The sequence below is a fragment of the Pseudomonas sp. S2_E01 genome (assembly GCF_054668365.1).
This window is the reverse complement of sequence record NZ_CP162762.1, coordinates 5,709,077-5,723,640: the sequence shown is the minus strand read 5'-3', so window position 1 is coordinate 5,723,640 and position 14,564 is coordinate 5,709,077. Positions and strand designations below refer to the sequence as shown.

The following is a 14,564-nucleotide window of genomic DNA, read 5'->3' as shown; positions in this document are numbered from 1 at the left end:
CCGAACGTGGACGGAGCATACACAAGCCAATGACCTTACCAAACTGCTGCAGATCATAAATTCGACAAAAGTACTTGGCCCTCCGGCCCCCCGCAAACCCTGCAAGCGAGGCCCGTCAGCACCTGCAGCGGATGACCGACCGGTCGTCCCGGCCGCATCTTTCATCGGCTAAAGCAAAGCGGGGTTTGCCCGGTGTGGCGCGGCCCCCTAGAATGCCCCGATGCGCGATGATCTCTCCCTTTTGCTGAACTCCCTCAACGATGCCCAACGTCAGGCCGTAGCGGCCCCCGTGGGTCGTCAGTTGGTCCTGGCCGGTGCTGGCTCCGGTAAAACCCGAGTGTTGGTGCACCGTATCGCCTGGTTGATCCAGGTCGAAAACGCCTCGCCCCACTCAATCCTGTCGGTGACTTTCACCAACAAGGCCGCTGCCGAGATGCGCCATCGCATCGAGCAGCTGATGGGCATCAACCCGGCCGGCATGTGGGTCGGCACCTTCCACGGCCTGGCGCACCGACTGCTGCGGGCGCACTGGCAGGAAGCCGGCCTGAGCCAGACCTTTCAGATTCTCGACAGCGACGACCAGCAGCGACTGGTCAAGCGCGTGATCCGCGACCTGGGCCTGGACGAGCAGCGCTGGCCGGCCCGTCAGGCCCAGTGGTTCATCAACGGGCAGAAAGACGAAGGCCTGCGCCCGCAACACATTCAAGCCAGTGGCGACCTGTTCCTGACGACCATGCGCAGCATTTATGAAGCCTATGAGGCCGCGTGCCTGCGCGCCGGTGTCATCGACTTCTCCGAACTGCTGCTGCGCGCACTGGACCTGTGGCGCGATCATCCAGGCCTGCTGGCGCATTACCAGAAACGCTTCCGTCACATCCTTGTGGACGAGTTCCAGGACACCAACGCCGTCCAGTACGCCTGGCTGCGGCTGCTGGCCAAGGGCGGCGACAGCCTGATGGTGGTCGGCGACGACGATCAGTCGATCTATGGCTGGCGTGGCGCAAAAATCGAGAACATCTATCAGTACTCCGATGATTTTCCGGATGCCGAGATCATCCGCCTGGAGCAGAACTACCGCTCCACCGCTGGCATTCTGAAAGCTGCCAATGCCCTGATCGCCAACAACACCGGGCGCATGGGCAAGGAGCTATGGACGGACGGCGGCGATGGCGAAGCGATCAACCTGTACGCCGCGTTCAACGAACACGATGAAGCACGCTATGTGGTGGAAACCATTGAAAGCGCGCTGAAAACCGGCCTGGCCCGCAGTGATATCGCGATTTTGTACCGCTCCAACGCCCAATCTCGCGTCTTGGAAGAAGCCCTGCTGCGCGAGCGCATTCCGTATCGAATTTATGGCGGCCAGCGCTTCTTCGAGCGGGCCGAAATCAAGAATGCCATGGCTTACCTGCGCTTGCTGGAAGGCCGTGGCAACGATGCGGCGCTGGAACGGGTAATCAATGTTCCGACCCGTGGCATCGGCGAAAAAACCGTTGAAGCAATTCGCGAACATGCGCGCCACAGCGACGTATCGATGTGGGAAGCCATGCGCCAGTTGATCGCCAACAAAGGCGTGACTGGCCGTGCAGCCGGCGCACTGGGCGCGTTCATGGAGTTGATCGAGAACCTCGCCGCCAAGTGCATCGAGATGCCGCTGCACCTGATGACCCAAACCGTCATCGAGCAGTCCGGGCTGATCGCCTACCACGAGGCGGAAAAAGGCGAGAAAGGCCAGGCCCGGGTCGAAAACCTTGAGGAACTGGTCAGCGCCGCGCGCAACTTCGAAAACACCGAAGAGGACGAAGACCTGACGCCATTGGCGGCGTTCCTCGGCCACGCATCGCTGGAGGCCGGCGATACCCAGGCGGACGAGCACGAAGACAGCATTCAGTTGATGACCTTGCACAGCGCCAAGGGCCTGGAGTTTCCCTACGTGTTCCTGGTGGGCATGGAAGAAGGCCTGTTCCCGCACAAGATGAGCCTGGAAGAACCCGGCCGTCTCGAGGAGGAACGGCGTCTGGCATATGTGGGCATTACCCGCGCCATGCAGAATCTGGTCATGACCTACGCGGAAACCCGACGGCTGTACGGGAGTGAGACCTACAACAAGGTTTCGCGATTCGTACGTGAGGTGCCTAAAGGTCTGGTTCAGGAAGTACGGCTGTCCAATAGCGTGAGCCGGCCGTTCGGTGGCGGTCAGCAACAAAGTACATCCAGCCTGTTCAGCGGTAGCGAGATCCCGCAAACCGGTTTCACCCTTGGCCAGGCCGTACGCCACTCGGTGTTTGGCGAAGGCGTGATCCTCAACTTCGAGGGCGCGGGAGCCCAGGCGCGGGTACAGGTGAACTTCAGCGAAGGCAGCAAGTGGCTGATGCTGGGGTATGCGAAGCTGGAAGCGATCTAGGGCTTTCTGTAGGAACGAGCTTGCTCGCGATAGCGGTGTATCAGCCACATCAGTATTGACTGACCCACCGCCATCGCGAGCAAGCTCGCTCCTACAGGGACTGTCACCACAAGGAGCAACCATGGGCTCGGGTTTCTTTTCTTCATGGACATTCTGGGCGCTGTTGTCCGCCGCTTTCGCGGCGTTGACTGCGGTTTTCGCGAAAATCGGCGTGGAAAACGTCAACTCGGACTTCGCCACGCTGCTGCGCACCGTGGTGGTCCTGGTCAGCCTGGCCTTGATTTTGTACGCCACGGGCCAATATCAGTCCCTGGGCTCGATCTCGCCAAAGAGTTACCTGTTCCTGCTGCTGTCGGGTCTTGCGACCGGAGCATCGTGGATTTGCTACTTCCGTGCGCTGAAAGTCGGCCCAGCGTCGTTGGTGGCACCAGTGGACAAGCTCAGCGTGGTGTTGGTAGCCGTGCTTGGCGTCTTGCTGCTGGGCGAGAAACTCGACCTGCGCCAATGGGGTGGAATCGGTCTGATCACTGCGGGTGTGGTGATGCTGGCGTTACGACGCTGAGACACCTTCCTACAGAACTTATCCACCAATCCTACTGACCAAAGTAAACAAGCCTGATTGCGCTGACTGAAGCTGAACCCGACCTGTCAGGCAAAAGCCCGAAACAATCTGTCGCTAGCCAGTCACCCTTCACCTGTGCAACATGGCGACGCGTGCCATCCACAAATGGGAATTCCCTTTATGAAACGTTTTCTTAGCATCGCCATGGCGTTGTGCATCGGCCTGACGATGAGCCTCGACGCCAACGCCAAGCGCTTTGGTGGCGGCAAGAGCTCCGGCGCCGCGCCGACTCACCAGACCAGCCAAATGGCTCCTTCTTCTGCTGCAGGCGGCGCTGCTGCCACTGCGGGCGCGGCCGGTGCCGCTGGCGCTGCCGCCAAAGCCGGCGGTGCCTCTCGCTGGCTCGGCCCCCTGGCCGGCATCGCCGCCGGTGGCCTGCTGGCCTCCATGTTCATGGGCGGCGGCTTCCAGGGCATGCAGATCTTCGACATCCTGATCATGGCAGTCATTGCCTTCCTGGTCTTCCGCTTCATCGCCGCTCGCCGCCGCAAGCAACAGGAGCACCTCGCTCCAGCCGGCGCTCCAATGCAGCGTGAAGTGTTCGAGCAAAAGCCATCCATGGGCTCGATCTTCGGTGGTTCCGCGGCTCCGGCTGCCGCCCGTCCGGTGATCAATGCCCCGGCCTGGTTCAATGAGCACAACTTCATTGAAGCCGCACGCAGTCACTTCCAGTCCCTGCAGCAACATTGGGACGCCAACGAAATGGACAAGATTGCCGAGTTCGTCACCCCGCAACTGCTTGAGTTCCTCAAGCGCGAGCGTGCCGATCTGGGCGACGGTTTCCAGTCGACCTACATTGACAACCTCAACGTGCAACTCGATGGCGTCGATGATCGTGCCGACAAGACCATCGCCACCCTGACCTTCAGCGGCGTGTCGAAGACCTCTCGCTTCGACCAGGGCGAAGTCTTCAGCGAAAGCTGGAACATGGAACGTGCTCAGGGTGAGAACCAGCCTTGGCTGGTGGCCGGTATCCGCCAGAACGGCTGATCTGCCCTGCGTTCGATGTGACTCAACGCTGTCTAATGAAAAACCCGGCCTCGGCCGGGTTTTTCTATTTCGCGGTTGCATCCATAGCAAGCTACTGTATAAACCGCCCCATACAAACCGCGCCACACAAGCTAGAGGATCCCGGACGTGGAAGAAATCATCGAACAACTGCGTGAAGCCAACGAACCGGTTCCGGTGCCCCTGGAGTTACCCGACGAGGACCTGTTGGTCGAAATCGAAGAACAGCTGTTCATCGACATTCCCTTTGTCTTCCGGGAGTTTTTGCTGACCGTCAGCGACGTGGTCTATGGCAGCCTGGAGCCGGTGACCGTCACCGACCCGCAATCCCACACCTACCTGCCCGATGTGGCTGCCAACGCCTGGGACGCTGGCGTCGATCGCAGCATGATCCCGATCTGCCAGGACGGTGACGATTATTATCTGGTCGAAGAAGACGGCACCGTGGTGCTGTGGCAAGCCGAAGAAGAGCTGATTGCCGAAGAAACCTGGGAGTCGGTGTGGCACTGGGCACGGGACGTCTGGCTGGAAAGCTGAGACGCCCGCACCCCGTATGCTCAATGCCCGGCTGAATCCTTGTGGTTATCCAGAGTGTCGAGCAAGGCCACCTGCATCCGCGTGTGCACGCGGATGAACCAGCGCCAGAGCAACGCCGCCACGCCGGCCGCGACCACGGCGACCAGCACCAGCAGTTTGTTGGTGGGCAGGATACTGGCCGACAAGGCTGACAACAGCAGGAATATCACCAGCAGCGAGAGGATCGGGATCACTTCGGAGATGACCCGACGCACTCGCTGCGTGTGGCGGCCTGCCATCTCCGGCTTCACCCCCATCTCCGCGAGCAGCATCGACAGTGCCTTTAGCTTGCGATAGGCGGCGATCAGGAACGGCAGCGACAATAGCAACGCGCCTCCCCAGATCAATGCTTTCTGCCAACTTGGATCGCTGATCCAGTCTTGCAGATAGGTGGAGATGCGTGCGGCGAAGTACGCACCCGTGAAGAAGATCGCAATCACCAGTGCCAGGTTGACCCCTACCTGCAACAGAATCCGCCGGATCATCGAGGCCAGCAGCGCGCCCTCGCCCTGGGGCTGGATGTTGCGCAGCCATTCGCCATACATCCCCAACACTCGACTCATGCGTTGCGGCATCACTGCCGCCAGCTTGATCGACAGTGGATCGGCCGCGCGTATCAGGTAAGGCGTGAGCAGCGTGGTGATCACCGACACCGCGACCGCCACCGGGTAAAGGAAGTTGCTGGTGACCTGCAGGGTCATGCCCAGCGCCGCGATGATGAAGGAAAACTCGCCAATCTGCGAAAGCCCCATCCCCACGCGCAGTGAGGTTCGTCCGTCATTGCCGGCAATAAAGGAGCCCAACCCGCAGGAAAGCATTTTGCCAAGCACCACAGCGACGGTGATGACTGCAATCGGCCACGCGTATTGCAACAGAATCATCGGATCGAGCATCAAGCCGATCGCCACGAAGAAGATTGCGCTGAACAGGTCGCGAACCGGTTCGACCAGGCGCTCGATCTTCAGCAGTTGCCGCGATTCAGCCATGATCGCGCCAATCAGGAACGCACCCAAAACCATGCTGTACTCAAGCTTCACGACCAGCAGGCAGAAGCCGAAACACAGGCCGAGCACGGTAATCAGCAGCATCTCGTTGCTTTCGAACCTGGCTACATAGGCCAGCAGTCGCGGCACCAACAGAATGCCGATCACGAGGGCGACAATCATGAACAGCGACAGCTTGCCGACGGTGGAAAACACCTCACCGGAACTGACCGTGCCGCTGACGGCGATGCTCGACAACAGGGCGATAATGCCGATGCCGAGAATGTCCTCCACGATCAGCACGCCAAAGATCAACTGCGCAAAACGCTCGTTTTTCATCTTCAGGTCGTTAAGCGCCTTGACGATGATAGTGGTCGAGGAAATCGCCAGGATCGCACCGAGGAACAGCGAGTCCATGGTGTTCCATTCGAACCAGCTACCGATTTCGTAGCCGATCCAGATCATCAGCACAATTTCCAGGAACGCCGCGATAAAGGCCGTGGCGCCTACCTTGAACAGCTTGCGCAGGCTGAATTCCAGGCCCAGGCAGAACATCAGGAAAATGACCCCGAGTTCGGCGAGCGTCTTGATGGTTTCTTCGTCGTGGATCAAACCGAACGGTGGCGTGTGCGGGCCGATGATGAAGCCGGCGACAATGTAGCCCAGCACGACCGGCTGTTTGAGACGATGAAACAACACGGTCACCACACCCGCGACCAACATGATCACTGCCAGATCCTGGATAAAGCTGATGGCATGCATGGTGTGAGGCTCCTTGGTGACGTTGCTCAATTAACAGACGCGCGAAAGGTCTGATCGAGCAGGAAAAAATCCGCATTTTGCGTAGGAATCGCCCTTGGACCGGGCTTTTGCAGGGTAACACCGCGACTTCCGGCAAAAAGGCGGTGCAATATATGGAAACAGATAGATTTGGCGTGACGGCGATCACCCGCCCGGCGTCCCGATAACTGTGGTTTGAAAAACCGCTCAGGCACCCGTAGAGGTGCACCCTTCCGAAACCAGCCTTGACCCGTGAGAACGCTATGGAACCCGGAAACGCCCAGTTGTCGATGACGGTACTGATGACCCCTGACATGGCCAACTTCTCTGGCAATGTTCACGGTGGCACCTTGCTCAAGTACCTCGATGAAGTGGCCTATGCCTGTGCCAGCCGCTATGCCGGCCGTTACGTGGTGACGCTGTCAGTGGATCAGGTGATTTTCCGCGAGCCGGTGCACGTCGGCGAACTGGTGACGTTCCTGGCCTCGGTTAACTACACCGGCAACACGTCGATGGAAGTGGGCATCAAGGTGGTGACCGAGAACATTCGCGAGCGCTCGGTGCGCCACACCAACAGTTGCTTCTTCACCATGGTGGCGGTGGACGACAACCGCAAACCGGCGCCTGTGCCACCGCTGCAACCAAAAGACAGCGAAGAAAAGCGCCGCTTCATCCAGGCCCAGCAGCGGCGGCAGATTCGCCAGGAGCTCGAGAAGCGTTATCAGGAAATCAAGGGTGATGCCTGAGGGTTGTAGGTTGAGCTTTAGATAGCTATCGCGGGCAAGCCCGCTCCTACAGGGATTAATGAACACCACAAATCCTGTAGGAGCGGGCTTGCCCGCGATGGGGTCCCCTTAATCTCAGAGGCTGATTGCAGTAGCCTCGAACCGCACCCGCGGATGCGCAATACGATCCTGGGCGCGTACCAGCTCCAACTCATAGCTGGCGCACGCCTGGGTCTCCAGCAACACCTCATGCACCGCCGAAGCCGCGAACTCGAACGCTGCCACCAGGCTGTCACCCAACAACACTCGCGCCAGAAACAGCCCGGAGGTCAGGTCGCCGACGCCCACCGGCTGACGCGGGAACGCCAGCAGCGGACGGCGCAAATGCCAGCTCGCGTCCGCCGTCACCAATAACATTTCGAACACGTCCGCCGGTTTGCCGGGGTATGCCAAGTGCTTGACCAGCACGGCCCTCGGGCCTCGCGCCAGCAACGCACGCGCCATCGCCAGGCAATCGAACAGCGACTGCGGCTTGCGGCCGGAGAAGCTGTCCAGCTCCAGTTGGTTCGGACACATGAAGTCCGCCATGGCAGCCGCCTCTTCCAGCAGGAAGTCGCTGACTTCGGCCGGCACGCTGCAGCCCTTCTCCGGATGGCCCATCACCGGGTCGCACAAGTACAGCGCCTTGGGGTTCATCGCCTTGATCTGCTCGACACCCTTGAGGATCGCCCGCCCTTGCGCCGCACTGCCCAGATAGCCGGACAATACCGCGTCGCAATTGCCCAACTCGCCAATGGCTGCAATGCCTTGCACCAAGTCGGGGATCTGCTGCGGTGCCAACACTTCACCGGCCCATTGGCCATATTGGGTGTGGTTGGAGAACTGTACGGTGTTAAGCGGCCAGACATTCACCCCGACCCGCTGCATCGGGAAAACCGCGGCACTGTTGCCTGCGTGGCCAAATACCACGTGGGACTGAATGGCGAGCAGATGGGGCGTACGTTTCATGCCGAGAGTTCCGTCAAACGATTGAAATTCGAGCCGCGCAGTATGCGACTAAACGCAGCCTGTACGACAGGCCGGCGACGCAGTTAAGCTGACATCAATTTGTTGGAGCACCCGTTGATGCTGACCCTTGGAAATATATTCGTGCTGATGCTGCTCGCTACCGCAGGCGCGTGGCTGTGGCACAACCATGGCTTGCGCGAGCGCGCGCTGGAGCGGGTCAAGCAGCATTGCACCAAGCTCGGGATCGAGTTGTTGGACGGCAACGTCGCGCTGAAGAAGATCGCGTTCATCAAGGACGCCAACAGTAAGCGGCGTCTGGCACGTGTGTATAACTTCGAGTTCACGGTGACGGGCGAAACACGCCACAACGGCACCATCACTCAGTTCGGCCCCCACAGTGCCCAAATCGAGCTGGCACCCTATCCAATGCCGTTCGACGACACCCCGCCGGTGGCCGACGTGGTCAAGCCCCGTGCTGAAGTGATTGAGCTTAGTCAGTGGCGGCAAGAACACACGAAATGGCGTCCTTAATCGGAGCGACAGGCACCCAGTGCCCTCTGCAATGAATCCACCGGCTGCGGCTCACTGAAGATAAGCTCCAGGCGCGAATCCTGACGCCATTCGCTGGGCTGCCATTTCAGAGGCGCGTTATCCAGCGCATTGGCCGAAACCCACCCCCCAGAGCTGTGGATAACCAGCTTGGCCCGCCGCCAGGCAAGGCTTGCAAGCCAACCGTCGATGCGCGCCGAATCAAACGTCTGACTCGGGTGCCAGCGCCAACCGATACTCCAAACATCGCCCTGCTGTTGGTGCAGGCAGATGGGTCGCGCCGGATCGGTCCAGACCGCCGGCATTTGCCCCAGTCCCTTGGGCGCGACGAAGTTATCCACACCCGCCACCGCCGCAGCATCCAGTCCGGGCAATTCACTCAATGGCAACGCTCCCTGCTGGGTCCAGTACAAACGCCGATTCGCAAGCTGGGAAATGATTCGCTGCCGCTCATCGTCATCGAGAAGCTCGGACTTGTTCAGCAGCAACAACCCGGCATGGTTCAACGCCTCCTGCTGCGCCCCCGGCAACGGTTTACCCGCTGCAAGCGCCTGGGCATCCAGTACCAGCACGCTGGGCTGAACAGCCAGCACGCCGCGCCATGGCGCCTCACCCAACTGCATGAGCAACTGCACGGGATGACCGAGCCCGGAAGGTTCGATAAACAGCCGGTCCGGCCGCGCCTTGCGCAGCAATCGCCCGAGCCCGACCTGGAACGGCGCACCGTTGACGCAACACAAACAGCCTCCGGCCACCTCACCCAGTGCGATACCATCGGCGTCACGGGTCAGCAGCGCGGCATCGATGCCGATCTGCCCGAACTCGTTGATCAGCACCGCCCAGCGCTCGTTTGCCGGGCGCTGCGTCAGCAGGTGCCTGATCAGGCTGGTCTTGCCGGCGCCCAATGGGCCGGCGATCACGTGCGTAGGAATGTTCTGCAACATGGTCGAGGATGTCTGAGGAGGTGGAGGATGCGGTTGATTGGCTGGACGTTGCTGCTCACGTTCGTTTCTGGCGAGGCGCTGGCCCAGGCCTGTGTGGTCCATAGCACGGCTGAGCGACTCGACGTGAAAGTCTGCCAGGAGAACCGCAACATCCCGGAAAAACTGTTCGCCGACGGATTCTGCCAGCCAAACCTGGCCGGGCAGAAAGTGGAGGTGCAATACGTTGACCACTGCCCCAGCGGCGCATTCGGCGTGTGCAGCAATGCGCAAGTCGCCAATATGCCTTACCGGCAGGATATTCACTATTACGGCGTGGCCAAAGACGCGGCGTATTTAAAGCCGTATTGCGAAGGCCAGAGCCAGGGAAACTGGCTCAAGCCTTGAACATCACGCTGCCACTTCTTCATACCAGGGGCCGAACGGGTCCGGTAGCAACTGCCAGCGTTCGCGCCCAAGGGCCATTTCCTCATCGGTCAGCAGGCAATCGTCCAGCTCGGCCGTGAGTTGTGCAAAGTCGATGTTCTGGCCGATGAACACCAGCTCCTGTCGGCAGTCGCCCACGGCAGCAGTCCAGTTGGCCATGATCGCAGCGGTGCTCTCCTCGTCCTGTGGCCATTGGTCCTTCGGCACTGAACGCCACCAGCGCCCGGCATAACCGTAGCGCATCAAACCGCCGGCCTGGGACCAACTGCCGGCATCCATGGGTTTGCTGGCCAGCCAGAAGAAGCCTTTGGAGCGCAGTAGCTTGCCGTTGCTCCATTCGCCATCGATGAAGTTAAAGAAGCGCTGGGGATGGAACGGCCTGCGAGCCCGGTATGCCGTGGAAGCGATGCCGTACTCCTCGGTCTCCGGTACATGTTCGCCGCGCATCTCTCGCAACCAGCCTGGGGCCTGTGCGGCTTTTTCGAAGTCGAAACGACCGGTATTGAGGATCTTCGCCAAAGGGATTTCGCCCATGACCATCGGCAGGATCTCGGCATGCGGGTTCAATCTTTCGAGGATCGCCATCAGTTCCAGCCGCTCGCCGCTGCCGATCAGGTCGATCTTGCTGATCAGGATCACATCGGCGAATTCGACCTGCTCGATCAGCAACTCGGTGATCAGCCGCTCATCTTCCTCGCCCAGGGTTTGGCCACGGGACGCGAGGCTTTCGGCAGCCTGGTAATCGAGCAGGAAGTTGACGCCGTCGACCACGGTCACCAGCGTGTCGAGCCGTGCGATATCGGACAGGCTGCGCCCTTCTTCGTCGCGGAAGGTGAAGGTTTCCGCTACCGGCAGTGGCTCGGCGATACCGGTGGATTCGATCAGCAGGTAATCGAAGCGACCGTCCCGGGCGAGTTGGCTGACCTCTTCGAGCAAATCTTCGCGCAGGGTGCAGCAGATGCATCCGTTGCTCATTTCCACCAGTTTTTCTTCGGCGCGGTTCAGGGTGACATCACGCTGGACTTCGCTGCCGTCGATGTTGATTTCACTCATGTCATTGACGATCACCGCCACCCGCAGGTCTTCGCGGTTACGCAGGACGTAGTTGAGCAGCGTGCTTTTACCGGCGCCTAGAAAGCCCGACAGGACGGTGACAGGGAGACGATTGGGCATCAGGGAATCCTCACAGGAATGCCCGGTCGCAATGTCGGGCTTATTTTTACGTTACAGTATAACAATGCAATCTATCCACCCCCTCTTGTCGCCACGGGGAAAAGGCACAATGCTCCAGGCGGTCCTAACGGTGAGAAATCCCATGCGTAATGCCCTGAAAATCACGCTGACGTGTATTTCGCTGCTGGCTGCAGTGAATGCAGGGGCGCAAGTGCCGAACCTTGCTCACTGCACTCGAAGCGCAAATCTGCTGGCCTGTGTGGATGCAGATGGCAACGCCTACAGCGTCAATACCGTCGGCAGCACAATCTATTTGCGCGGCTTCGAACGTGAGGGGAATCGCTATTGGGCGCAGACCAACAGCCGCTACGGGCAACTGACCTTCTTCACCGGCATCGCCTCCGATGGCGAAGCCTGGGTCGGCTACAACCGTCGAGTGGGCTGGACCACCCTCAACCGTTTTTCCAGCTCCGGCGGCAGCAGCGGCAAATTCACCTGCAGCCGAATTACCGGTTGTTAGGTTTGGACTTTCCTGCGCCTGCTCAACAGGTTCTTGAGGCACGCGATCGAAAGGGCACATAAAAAGAAATAGCTGAACTTCATGTAATAACATAACATCGCCTCTCGACTACCACGATGGATCTGACGATGAACGCGTTGACCCTGCCGGATATCGCCGCGCAGCCCTCACGCCAAAACCTACCCCTCGAATGGGTGGGCATGTGCGGCATTGCGCTACCAATCCTTCTCGACGGCCAACGCCTCAGTGCGAAAATCGACGCGGGTGTCAGTCTCGACGATGGCGAGGCACGCGGCATTCACATGTCACGGCTCTACCTCGCGCTGGAGTTTCTGGAGCGCGAGAATCTGACAGCGCAATCTATTCGACGCGTTCTGCAACAATTCCTCGACTCCCATGAAGGACTTTCGGACAGTGCCTTCCTGAAGATTGAGGCTGATTTACTGCTAAAGAGACCGGCGCTCATCAGCGCGCTGTCTGGTTGGAAGTCATACCCCGTGAGCGTTGAAGCACGCCTGAAAAACGAGATGTTCCACGTGGAACTCAAAATCAATGTGCCTTATTCCTCAACGTGCCCTTGCTCAGCAGCGCTGGCCCGTCAGCTGATCCAACAACAATTCGTCGATGATTTCGCAACACGGCCTTTGCAGCATGCAGACATTTTGGCGTGGTTAGGTTCAACCAAAGGAATCGTCGCGACGCCTCACAGCCAACGCAGCCATGCGCAATTGAGCCTGCTCCTGGATGAGGTCGTGGATGAACTGCCACTGATTTCGCTGATCAATGACGCCGAAGCAGCCCTCGGCACCGCTTTGCAAACCGCCGTCAAACGCGCCGATGAGCAAGCCTTCGCCTTGGCCAACGGGCAGAACCTGATGTTTTGCGAGGACGCCGCACGAAGCCTGAATTTGGCCCTTAAGCGCTCTCCAGGTATCACAGCGTTGCGGATTCGCGTGGTGCATGCGGAAAGTCTCCATGCCCATGACGCCGTCGCCGAAAGCCGATGGAATTGGGAAGCAGCATGATTCGCCGCGACGCGTTACGCTGGGACGCACCCAGGCCGGTGCCTTCTGGCCTACCATGGGTACAGAACGTCTTCCCCCGCTTTGCTGAAATGAGCGGCACACCATTGCTCTCGATCACGACGGTCGTGACCAAGACCGGTCACAGTGTCGGCACGACGCGGGTGCTTGGAAAAATCACCTGGCGCGACAAATGTCTTAATGACAACGACCAGGTTTTACCTCTAGGGTTTACGCGCTAGCACTCACGAGCATCGACATGATCCACATCACGCTGAGCGATGGTTCATTGCTTGAATACGACCAGCCGTTGTCGGTGTATGAGCTTGCCGCCAGCATCAACGCCGGCTTGGCCAAGGCGGCAGTTGCGGGTCGCGTCAACGGGGTGCTGGTGGATTGTGAGTTCCTGCTCACATCCGATTCACGGGTCAGCATCATCACGCCTCGAGAGCCTGATGGCCTGGAAATCCTGCGGCGCTCCTGCGCGCTGATGCTCGCCATCGCCGTGAAACAGATTTACCCCAAGGTGCATTTGCACGTCGGATCGGCGCTCGGAGATGGCTTTTACCATGAGTTTGAATTTGAACGTCCTTTGAACCTGGTCGATTTGGCGGGTATCGAAGCGCGCATGAAAATGCTGGCGGCCACCAATCACTCGATTCGCCGTCGCCCCCCGCCATCGCCAACGGAGGATGAACTGACGCCCTACCTGTTCGGTGACTTCGAATGCCATTCGAAGGGCCCGCATGTCCCTGCGACAAGGGTCTTGCAAGCCTTTGCTCTGGATCACATCAGCGCCACGACCCCACAGCGTATTTACGGCAGTTGCTGGTCTTCTCAGGAAGAACTCGAAAACTGGCGGGCACCGCCACACGTGATGATTGTCAGCATCGACGATCGCCAGGCTGATTACGCTCAGTCGGTAACCGAAGCCTTGCGCCGGAGTGGCGTGCGAGCGCGCGCGGACTTGCGTAATGAAAAGGTACACCACAAGATTCGAGAGCACAGCCAACAAGTGCCATACCTGGTGGTGATCGGGGAAAGAGAAAAAGAAGGTGGGTTTGTCAGTTTGCGCAGCCAGACCGGGGAAGACTTCGGCACGATGGCGATTGATGCGGTGTGTGCGTGGTTGCGCGCAGTCGACCCTGCCCTGGTTTGAAAGTCGGGTCCCGAGCAGCCTCGCCCACAATGAAATGCCTTTTTTAACTGCGGGAATGAGGCTGCTCGCGATGGGGTTTAGGCTCGGGGCTTCACCGTCCCGCAATCCTGCCCCAACCATACCGCACGCGTATCCAGGCTACCCTTCTGCTGGATGCCGGTAGCGTTGAATGTGCCATTAACCTTGGTGGTGAATTCCCGATCGCTCAAGAACGTCGCCACTCCAGCGCCCTGGGCTTTCGGGCAGCTGAAACGAAATTTCCACTGGTTGCCGTTGCGCTCGGTGATTTCTTGCCGGCAGCCCGACTGAGGGTCCGTCAGGGGAATGTTGTCGTTTTTCACTTGCTCGGGTGTCAGGCAGGCACGAATGCCTTTACCGCCCATGGTAATGCCTTGCTTCTCAAGCTGCGCCCGTTGCTGCGGCGTCATCTGGCTCTGAATTTGCCCGAGCAGCAATTGCAGATCCGGCAGATTCTGGTCATCCACTTTCATGTTGCTGGACGTCAACTCCCACAAGCCCGGCTGCAACATCTGCGCCTGAGCGACTACGGGAAGCGCCACACCAAAAGCCACGGCCAAACCCAGCAGACGAACGTTCATCGAGTAACTCCTGATCAGTAGTGGCCGTTAGACGCCGGCCACAGGCTTCGGTTCATGGGCGAATTAATT

The 14,564-nt window shown here is 59.4% G+C and carries 16 protein-coding genes; 11 read left to right on the top strand and 5 right to left on the bottom strand.

Going from position 1 to position 14,564, the window contains the following annotated elements; genetic code table 11:
* Positions 1-220: 220 nt before the first annotated feature.
* From uvrD to AB4O36_RS26370, 4 genes are all read left to right on the top strand, one after another.
* On the top strand, positions 221-2,404 hold the full coding sequence (gene uvrD / locus AB4O36_RS26385; RefSeq protein ID WP_460140632.1) for a DNA helicase II: 2,184 nt from the start codon (positions 221-223) through the stop codon (positions 2,402-2,404).
* Positions 2,405-2,525: 121 nt separating this feature from the next.
* Positions 2,526-2,966 carry an EamA family transporter gene (locus tag AB4O36_RS26380; RefSeq protein ID WP_460140631.1) on the top strand — a complete coding sequence of 147 codons (441 nt, stop codon included), beginning with the start codon at positions 2,526-2,528 and terminating at the stop codon, positions 2,964-2,966.
* Between the two features lie 180 nt (positions 2,967-3,146).
* Positions 3,147-4,016: a Tim44 domain-containing protein gene (locus tag AB4O36_RS26375; RefSeq protein WP_460119578.1), complete on the top strand. Its 870-nt coding sequence runs from the start codon at positions 3,147-3,149 to the stop codon at positions 4,014-4,016.
* Between the two features lie 147 nt (positions 4,017-4,163).
* The gene (locus AB4O36_RS26370) at positions 4,164-4,571 is read left to right on the top strand and encodes an SMI1/KNR4 family protein (RefSeq protein ID WP_077430996.1); all 408 of its coding nucleotides are present in this window, start codon (positions 4,164-4,166) and stop codon (positions 4,569-4,571) included.
* 20 nt (positions 4,572-4,591) lie between these two features.
* On the opposite strand, the gene AB4O36_RS26365 is transcribed toward AB4O36_RS26370, so the two are convergent.
* A complete protein-coding gene (locus tag AB4O36_RS26365; RefSeq protein WP_460119576.1) occupies positions 4,592-6,355 on the bottom strand; it encodes a cation:proton antiporter in 1,764 nt (587 codons plus the stop codon).
* A gap of 281 nt (positions 6,356-6,636) precedes the next feature.
* Here AB4O36_RS26365 and AB4O36_RS26360 point away from each other — a divergent pair, with 281 nt between their 5' ends.
* On the top strand, positions 6,637-7,119 hold the full coding sequence (locus AB4O36_RS26360) for an acyl-CoA thioesterase (protein ID WP_460119574.1): 483 nt from the start codon (positions 6,637-6,639) through the stop codon (positions 7,117-7,119).
* A gap of 114 nt (positions 7,120-7,233) precedes the next feature.
* On the opposite strand, the gene pdxY is transcribed toward AB4O36_RS26360, so the two are convergent.
* Entirely contained in the window at positions 7,234-8,106 is an 873-nt protein-coding gene (pdxY, locus tag AB4O36_RS26355; RefSeq protein ID WP_460119572.1) for a pyridoxal kinase PdxY, read from the bottom strand.
* 117 nt (positions 8,107-8,223) lie between these two features.
* Between pdxY and AB4O36_RS26350 the strand changes: the two genes are divergently transcribed.
* Entirely contained in the window at positions 8,224-8,637 is a 414-nt protein-coding gene (locus AB4O36_RS26350; protein WP_460126861.1) for a DUF3301 domain-containing protein, read from the top strand.
* Here AB4O36_RS26350 and AB4O36_RS26345 read toward each other — a convergent pair.
* Positions 8,634-9,599, bottom strand: a complete 966-nt coding sequence (locus AB4O36_RS26345) for a CobW family GTP-binding protein (RefSeq protein ID WP_460119570.1) — start codon at positions 9,597-9,599, stop codon at positions 8,634-8,636. The genes AB4O36_RS26350 and AB4O36_RS26345 overlap by 4 nt on opposite strands.
* Before the next feature lie 27 nt (positions 9,600-9,626).
* On the opposite strand from AB4O36_RS26345, the gene AB4O36_RS26340 reads away from it, so the two are divergent.
* Complete coding sequence (locus AB4O36_RS26340; protein WP_460119568.1) at positions 9,627-9,983, top strand: NADH:ubiquinone oxidoreductase; 357 nt, start codon at positions 9,627-9,629, stop codon at positions 9,981-9,983.
* A gap of 3 nt (positions 9,984-9,986) precedes the next feature.
* Here the strand turns inward: AB4O36_RS26340 and zigA are convergent, their stop codons facing one another.
* Entirely contained in the window at positions 9,987-11,195 is a 1,209-nt protein-coding gene (zigA, locus tag AB4O36_RS26335; protein ID WP_460140630.1) for a zinc metallochaperone GTPase ZigA, read from the bottom strand.
* Positions 11,196-11,337: 142 nt separating this feature from the next.
* Here zigA and AB4O36_RS26330 point away from each other — a divergent pair, with 142 nt between their 5' ends.
* The 4 genes from AB4O36_RS26330 (at position 11,338) to AB4O36_RS26315 (ending at position 13,896) form a co-directional block, all read left to right on the top strand.
* On the top strand, positions 11,338-11,715 hold the full coding sequence (locus AB4O36_RS26330; RefSeq protein WP_460140629.1) for a glutamine synthetase: 378 nt from the start codon (positions 11,338-11,340) through the stop codon (positions 11,713-11,715).
* Positions 11,716-11,843: 128 nt separating this feature from the next.
* A complete protein-coding gene (folE2, locus tag AB4O36_RS26325) occupies positions 11,844-12,740 on the top strand; it encodes a GTP cyclohydrolase FolE2 (RefSeq protein WP_460140628.1) in 897 nt (298 codons plus the stop codon).
* Positions 12,737-12,979 carry a hypothetical protein gene (locus tag AB4O36_RS26320; protein WP_460140627.1) on the top strand — a complete coding sequence of 81 codons (243 nt, stop codon included), beginning with the start codon at positions 12,737-12,739 and terminating at the stop codon, positions 12,977-12,979. The genes folE2 and AB4O36_RS26320 overlap by 4 nt, the downstream gene beginning before the upstream one ends.
* A gap of 17 nt (positions 12,980-12,996) precedes the next feature.
* Positions 12,997-13,896, top strand: a complete 900-nt coding sequence (locus AB4O36_RS26315) for a His/Gly/Thr/Pro-type tRNA ligase C-terminal domain-containing protein (protein WP_460140626.1) — start codon at positions 12,997-12,999, stop codon at positions 13,894-13,896.
* Positions 13,897-13,973: 77 nt separating this feature from the next.
* On the opposite strand, the gene AB4O36_RS26310 is transcribed toward AB4O36_RS26315, so the two are convergent.
* Complete coding sequence (locus tag AB4O36_RS26310; protein ID WP_460119558.1) at positions 13,974-14,495, bottom strand: DUF3617 domain-containing protein; 522 nt, start codon at positions 14,493-14,495, stop codon at positions 13,974-13,976.
* Positions 14,496-14,564: the final 69 nt, after the last annotated feature.

Excerpts from the sequence above, each read along its gene's own strand:
- uvrD (WP_460140632.1), top strand. The coding sequence starts at position 221 with ATGCGCGATGATCTCTCCCTTTTGCTGAACTCCCTCAACGATGCCCAA.
- AB4O36_RS26380 (WP_460140631.1), top strand. The coding sequence starts at position 2,526 with ATGGGCTCGGGTTTCTTTTCTTCATGGACATTCTGGGCGCTGTTGTCC.
- AB4O36_RS26375 (WP_460119578.1), top strand. The coding sequence starts at position 3,147 with ATGAAACGTTTTCTTAGCATCGCCATGGCGTTGTGCATCGGCCTGACG.
- AB4O36_RS26365 (WP_460119576.1), bottom strand. The coding sequence starts at position 6,355 with ATGCATGCCATCAGCTTTATCCAGGATCTGGCAGTGATCATGTTGGTC.
- AB4O36_RS26360 (WP_460119574.1), top strand. The coding sequence starts at position 6,637 with ATGGAACCCGGAAACGCCCAGTTGTCGATGACGGTACTGATGACCCCT.
- pdxY (WP_460119572.1), bottom strand. The coding sequence starts at position 8,106 with ATGAAACGTACGCCCCATCTGCTCGCCATTCAGTCCCACGTGGTATTT.
- AB4O36_RS26350 (WP_460126861.1), top strand. The coding sequence starts at position 8,224 with ATGCTGACCCTTGGAAATATATTCGTGCTGATGCTGCTCGCTACCGCA.
- AB4O36_RS26345 (WP_460119570.1), bottom strand. The coding sequence starts at position 9,599 with ATGTTGCAGAACATTCCTACGCACGTGATCGCCGGCCCATTGGGCGCC.
- AB4O36_RS26340 (WP_460119568.1), top strand. The coding sequence starts at position 9,627 with ATGCGGTTGATTGGCTGGACGTTGCTGCTCACGTTCGTTTCTGGCGAG.
- zigA (WP_460140630.1), bottom strand. The coding sequence starts at position 11,195 with ATGCCCAATCGTCTCCCTGTCACCGTCCTGTCGGGCTTTCTAGGCGCC.
- AB4O36_RS26330 (WP_460140629.1), top strand. The coding sequence starts at position 11,338 with ATGCGTAATGCCCTGAAAATCACGCTGACGTGTATTTCGCTGCTGGCT.
- folE2 (WP_460140628.1), top strand. The coding sequence starts at position 11,844 with ATGAACGCGTTGACCCTGCCGGATATCGCCGCGCAGCCCTCACGCCAA.
- AB4O36_RS26320 (WP_460140627.1), top strand. The coding sequence starts at position 12,737 with ATGATTCGCCGCGACGCGTTACGCTGGGACGCACCCAGGCCGGTGCCT.
- AB4O36_RS26315 (WP_460140626.1), top strand. The coding sequence starts at position 12,997 with ATGATCCACATCACGCTGAGCGATGGTTCATTGCTTGAATACGACCAG.
- AB4O36_RS26310 (WP_460119558.1), bottom strand. The coding sequence starts at position 14,495 with ATGAACGTTCGTCTGCTGGGTTTGGCCGTGGCTTTTGGTGTGGCGCTT.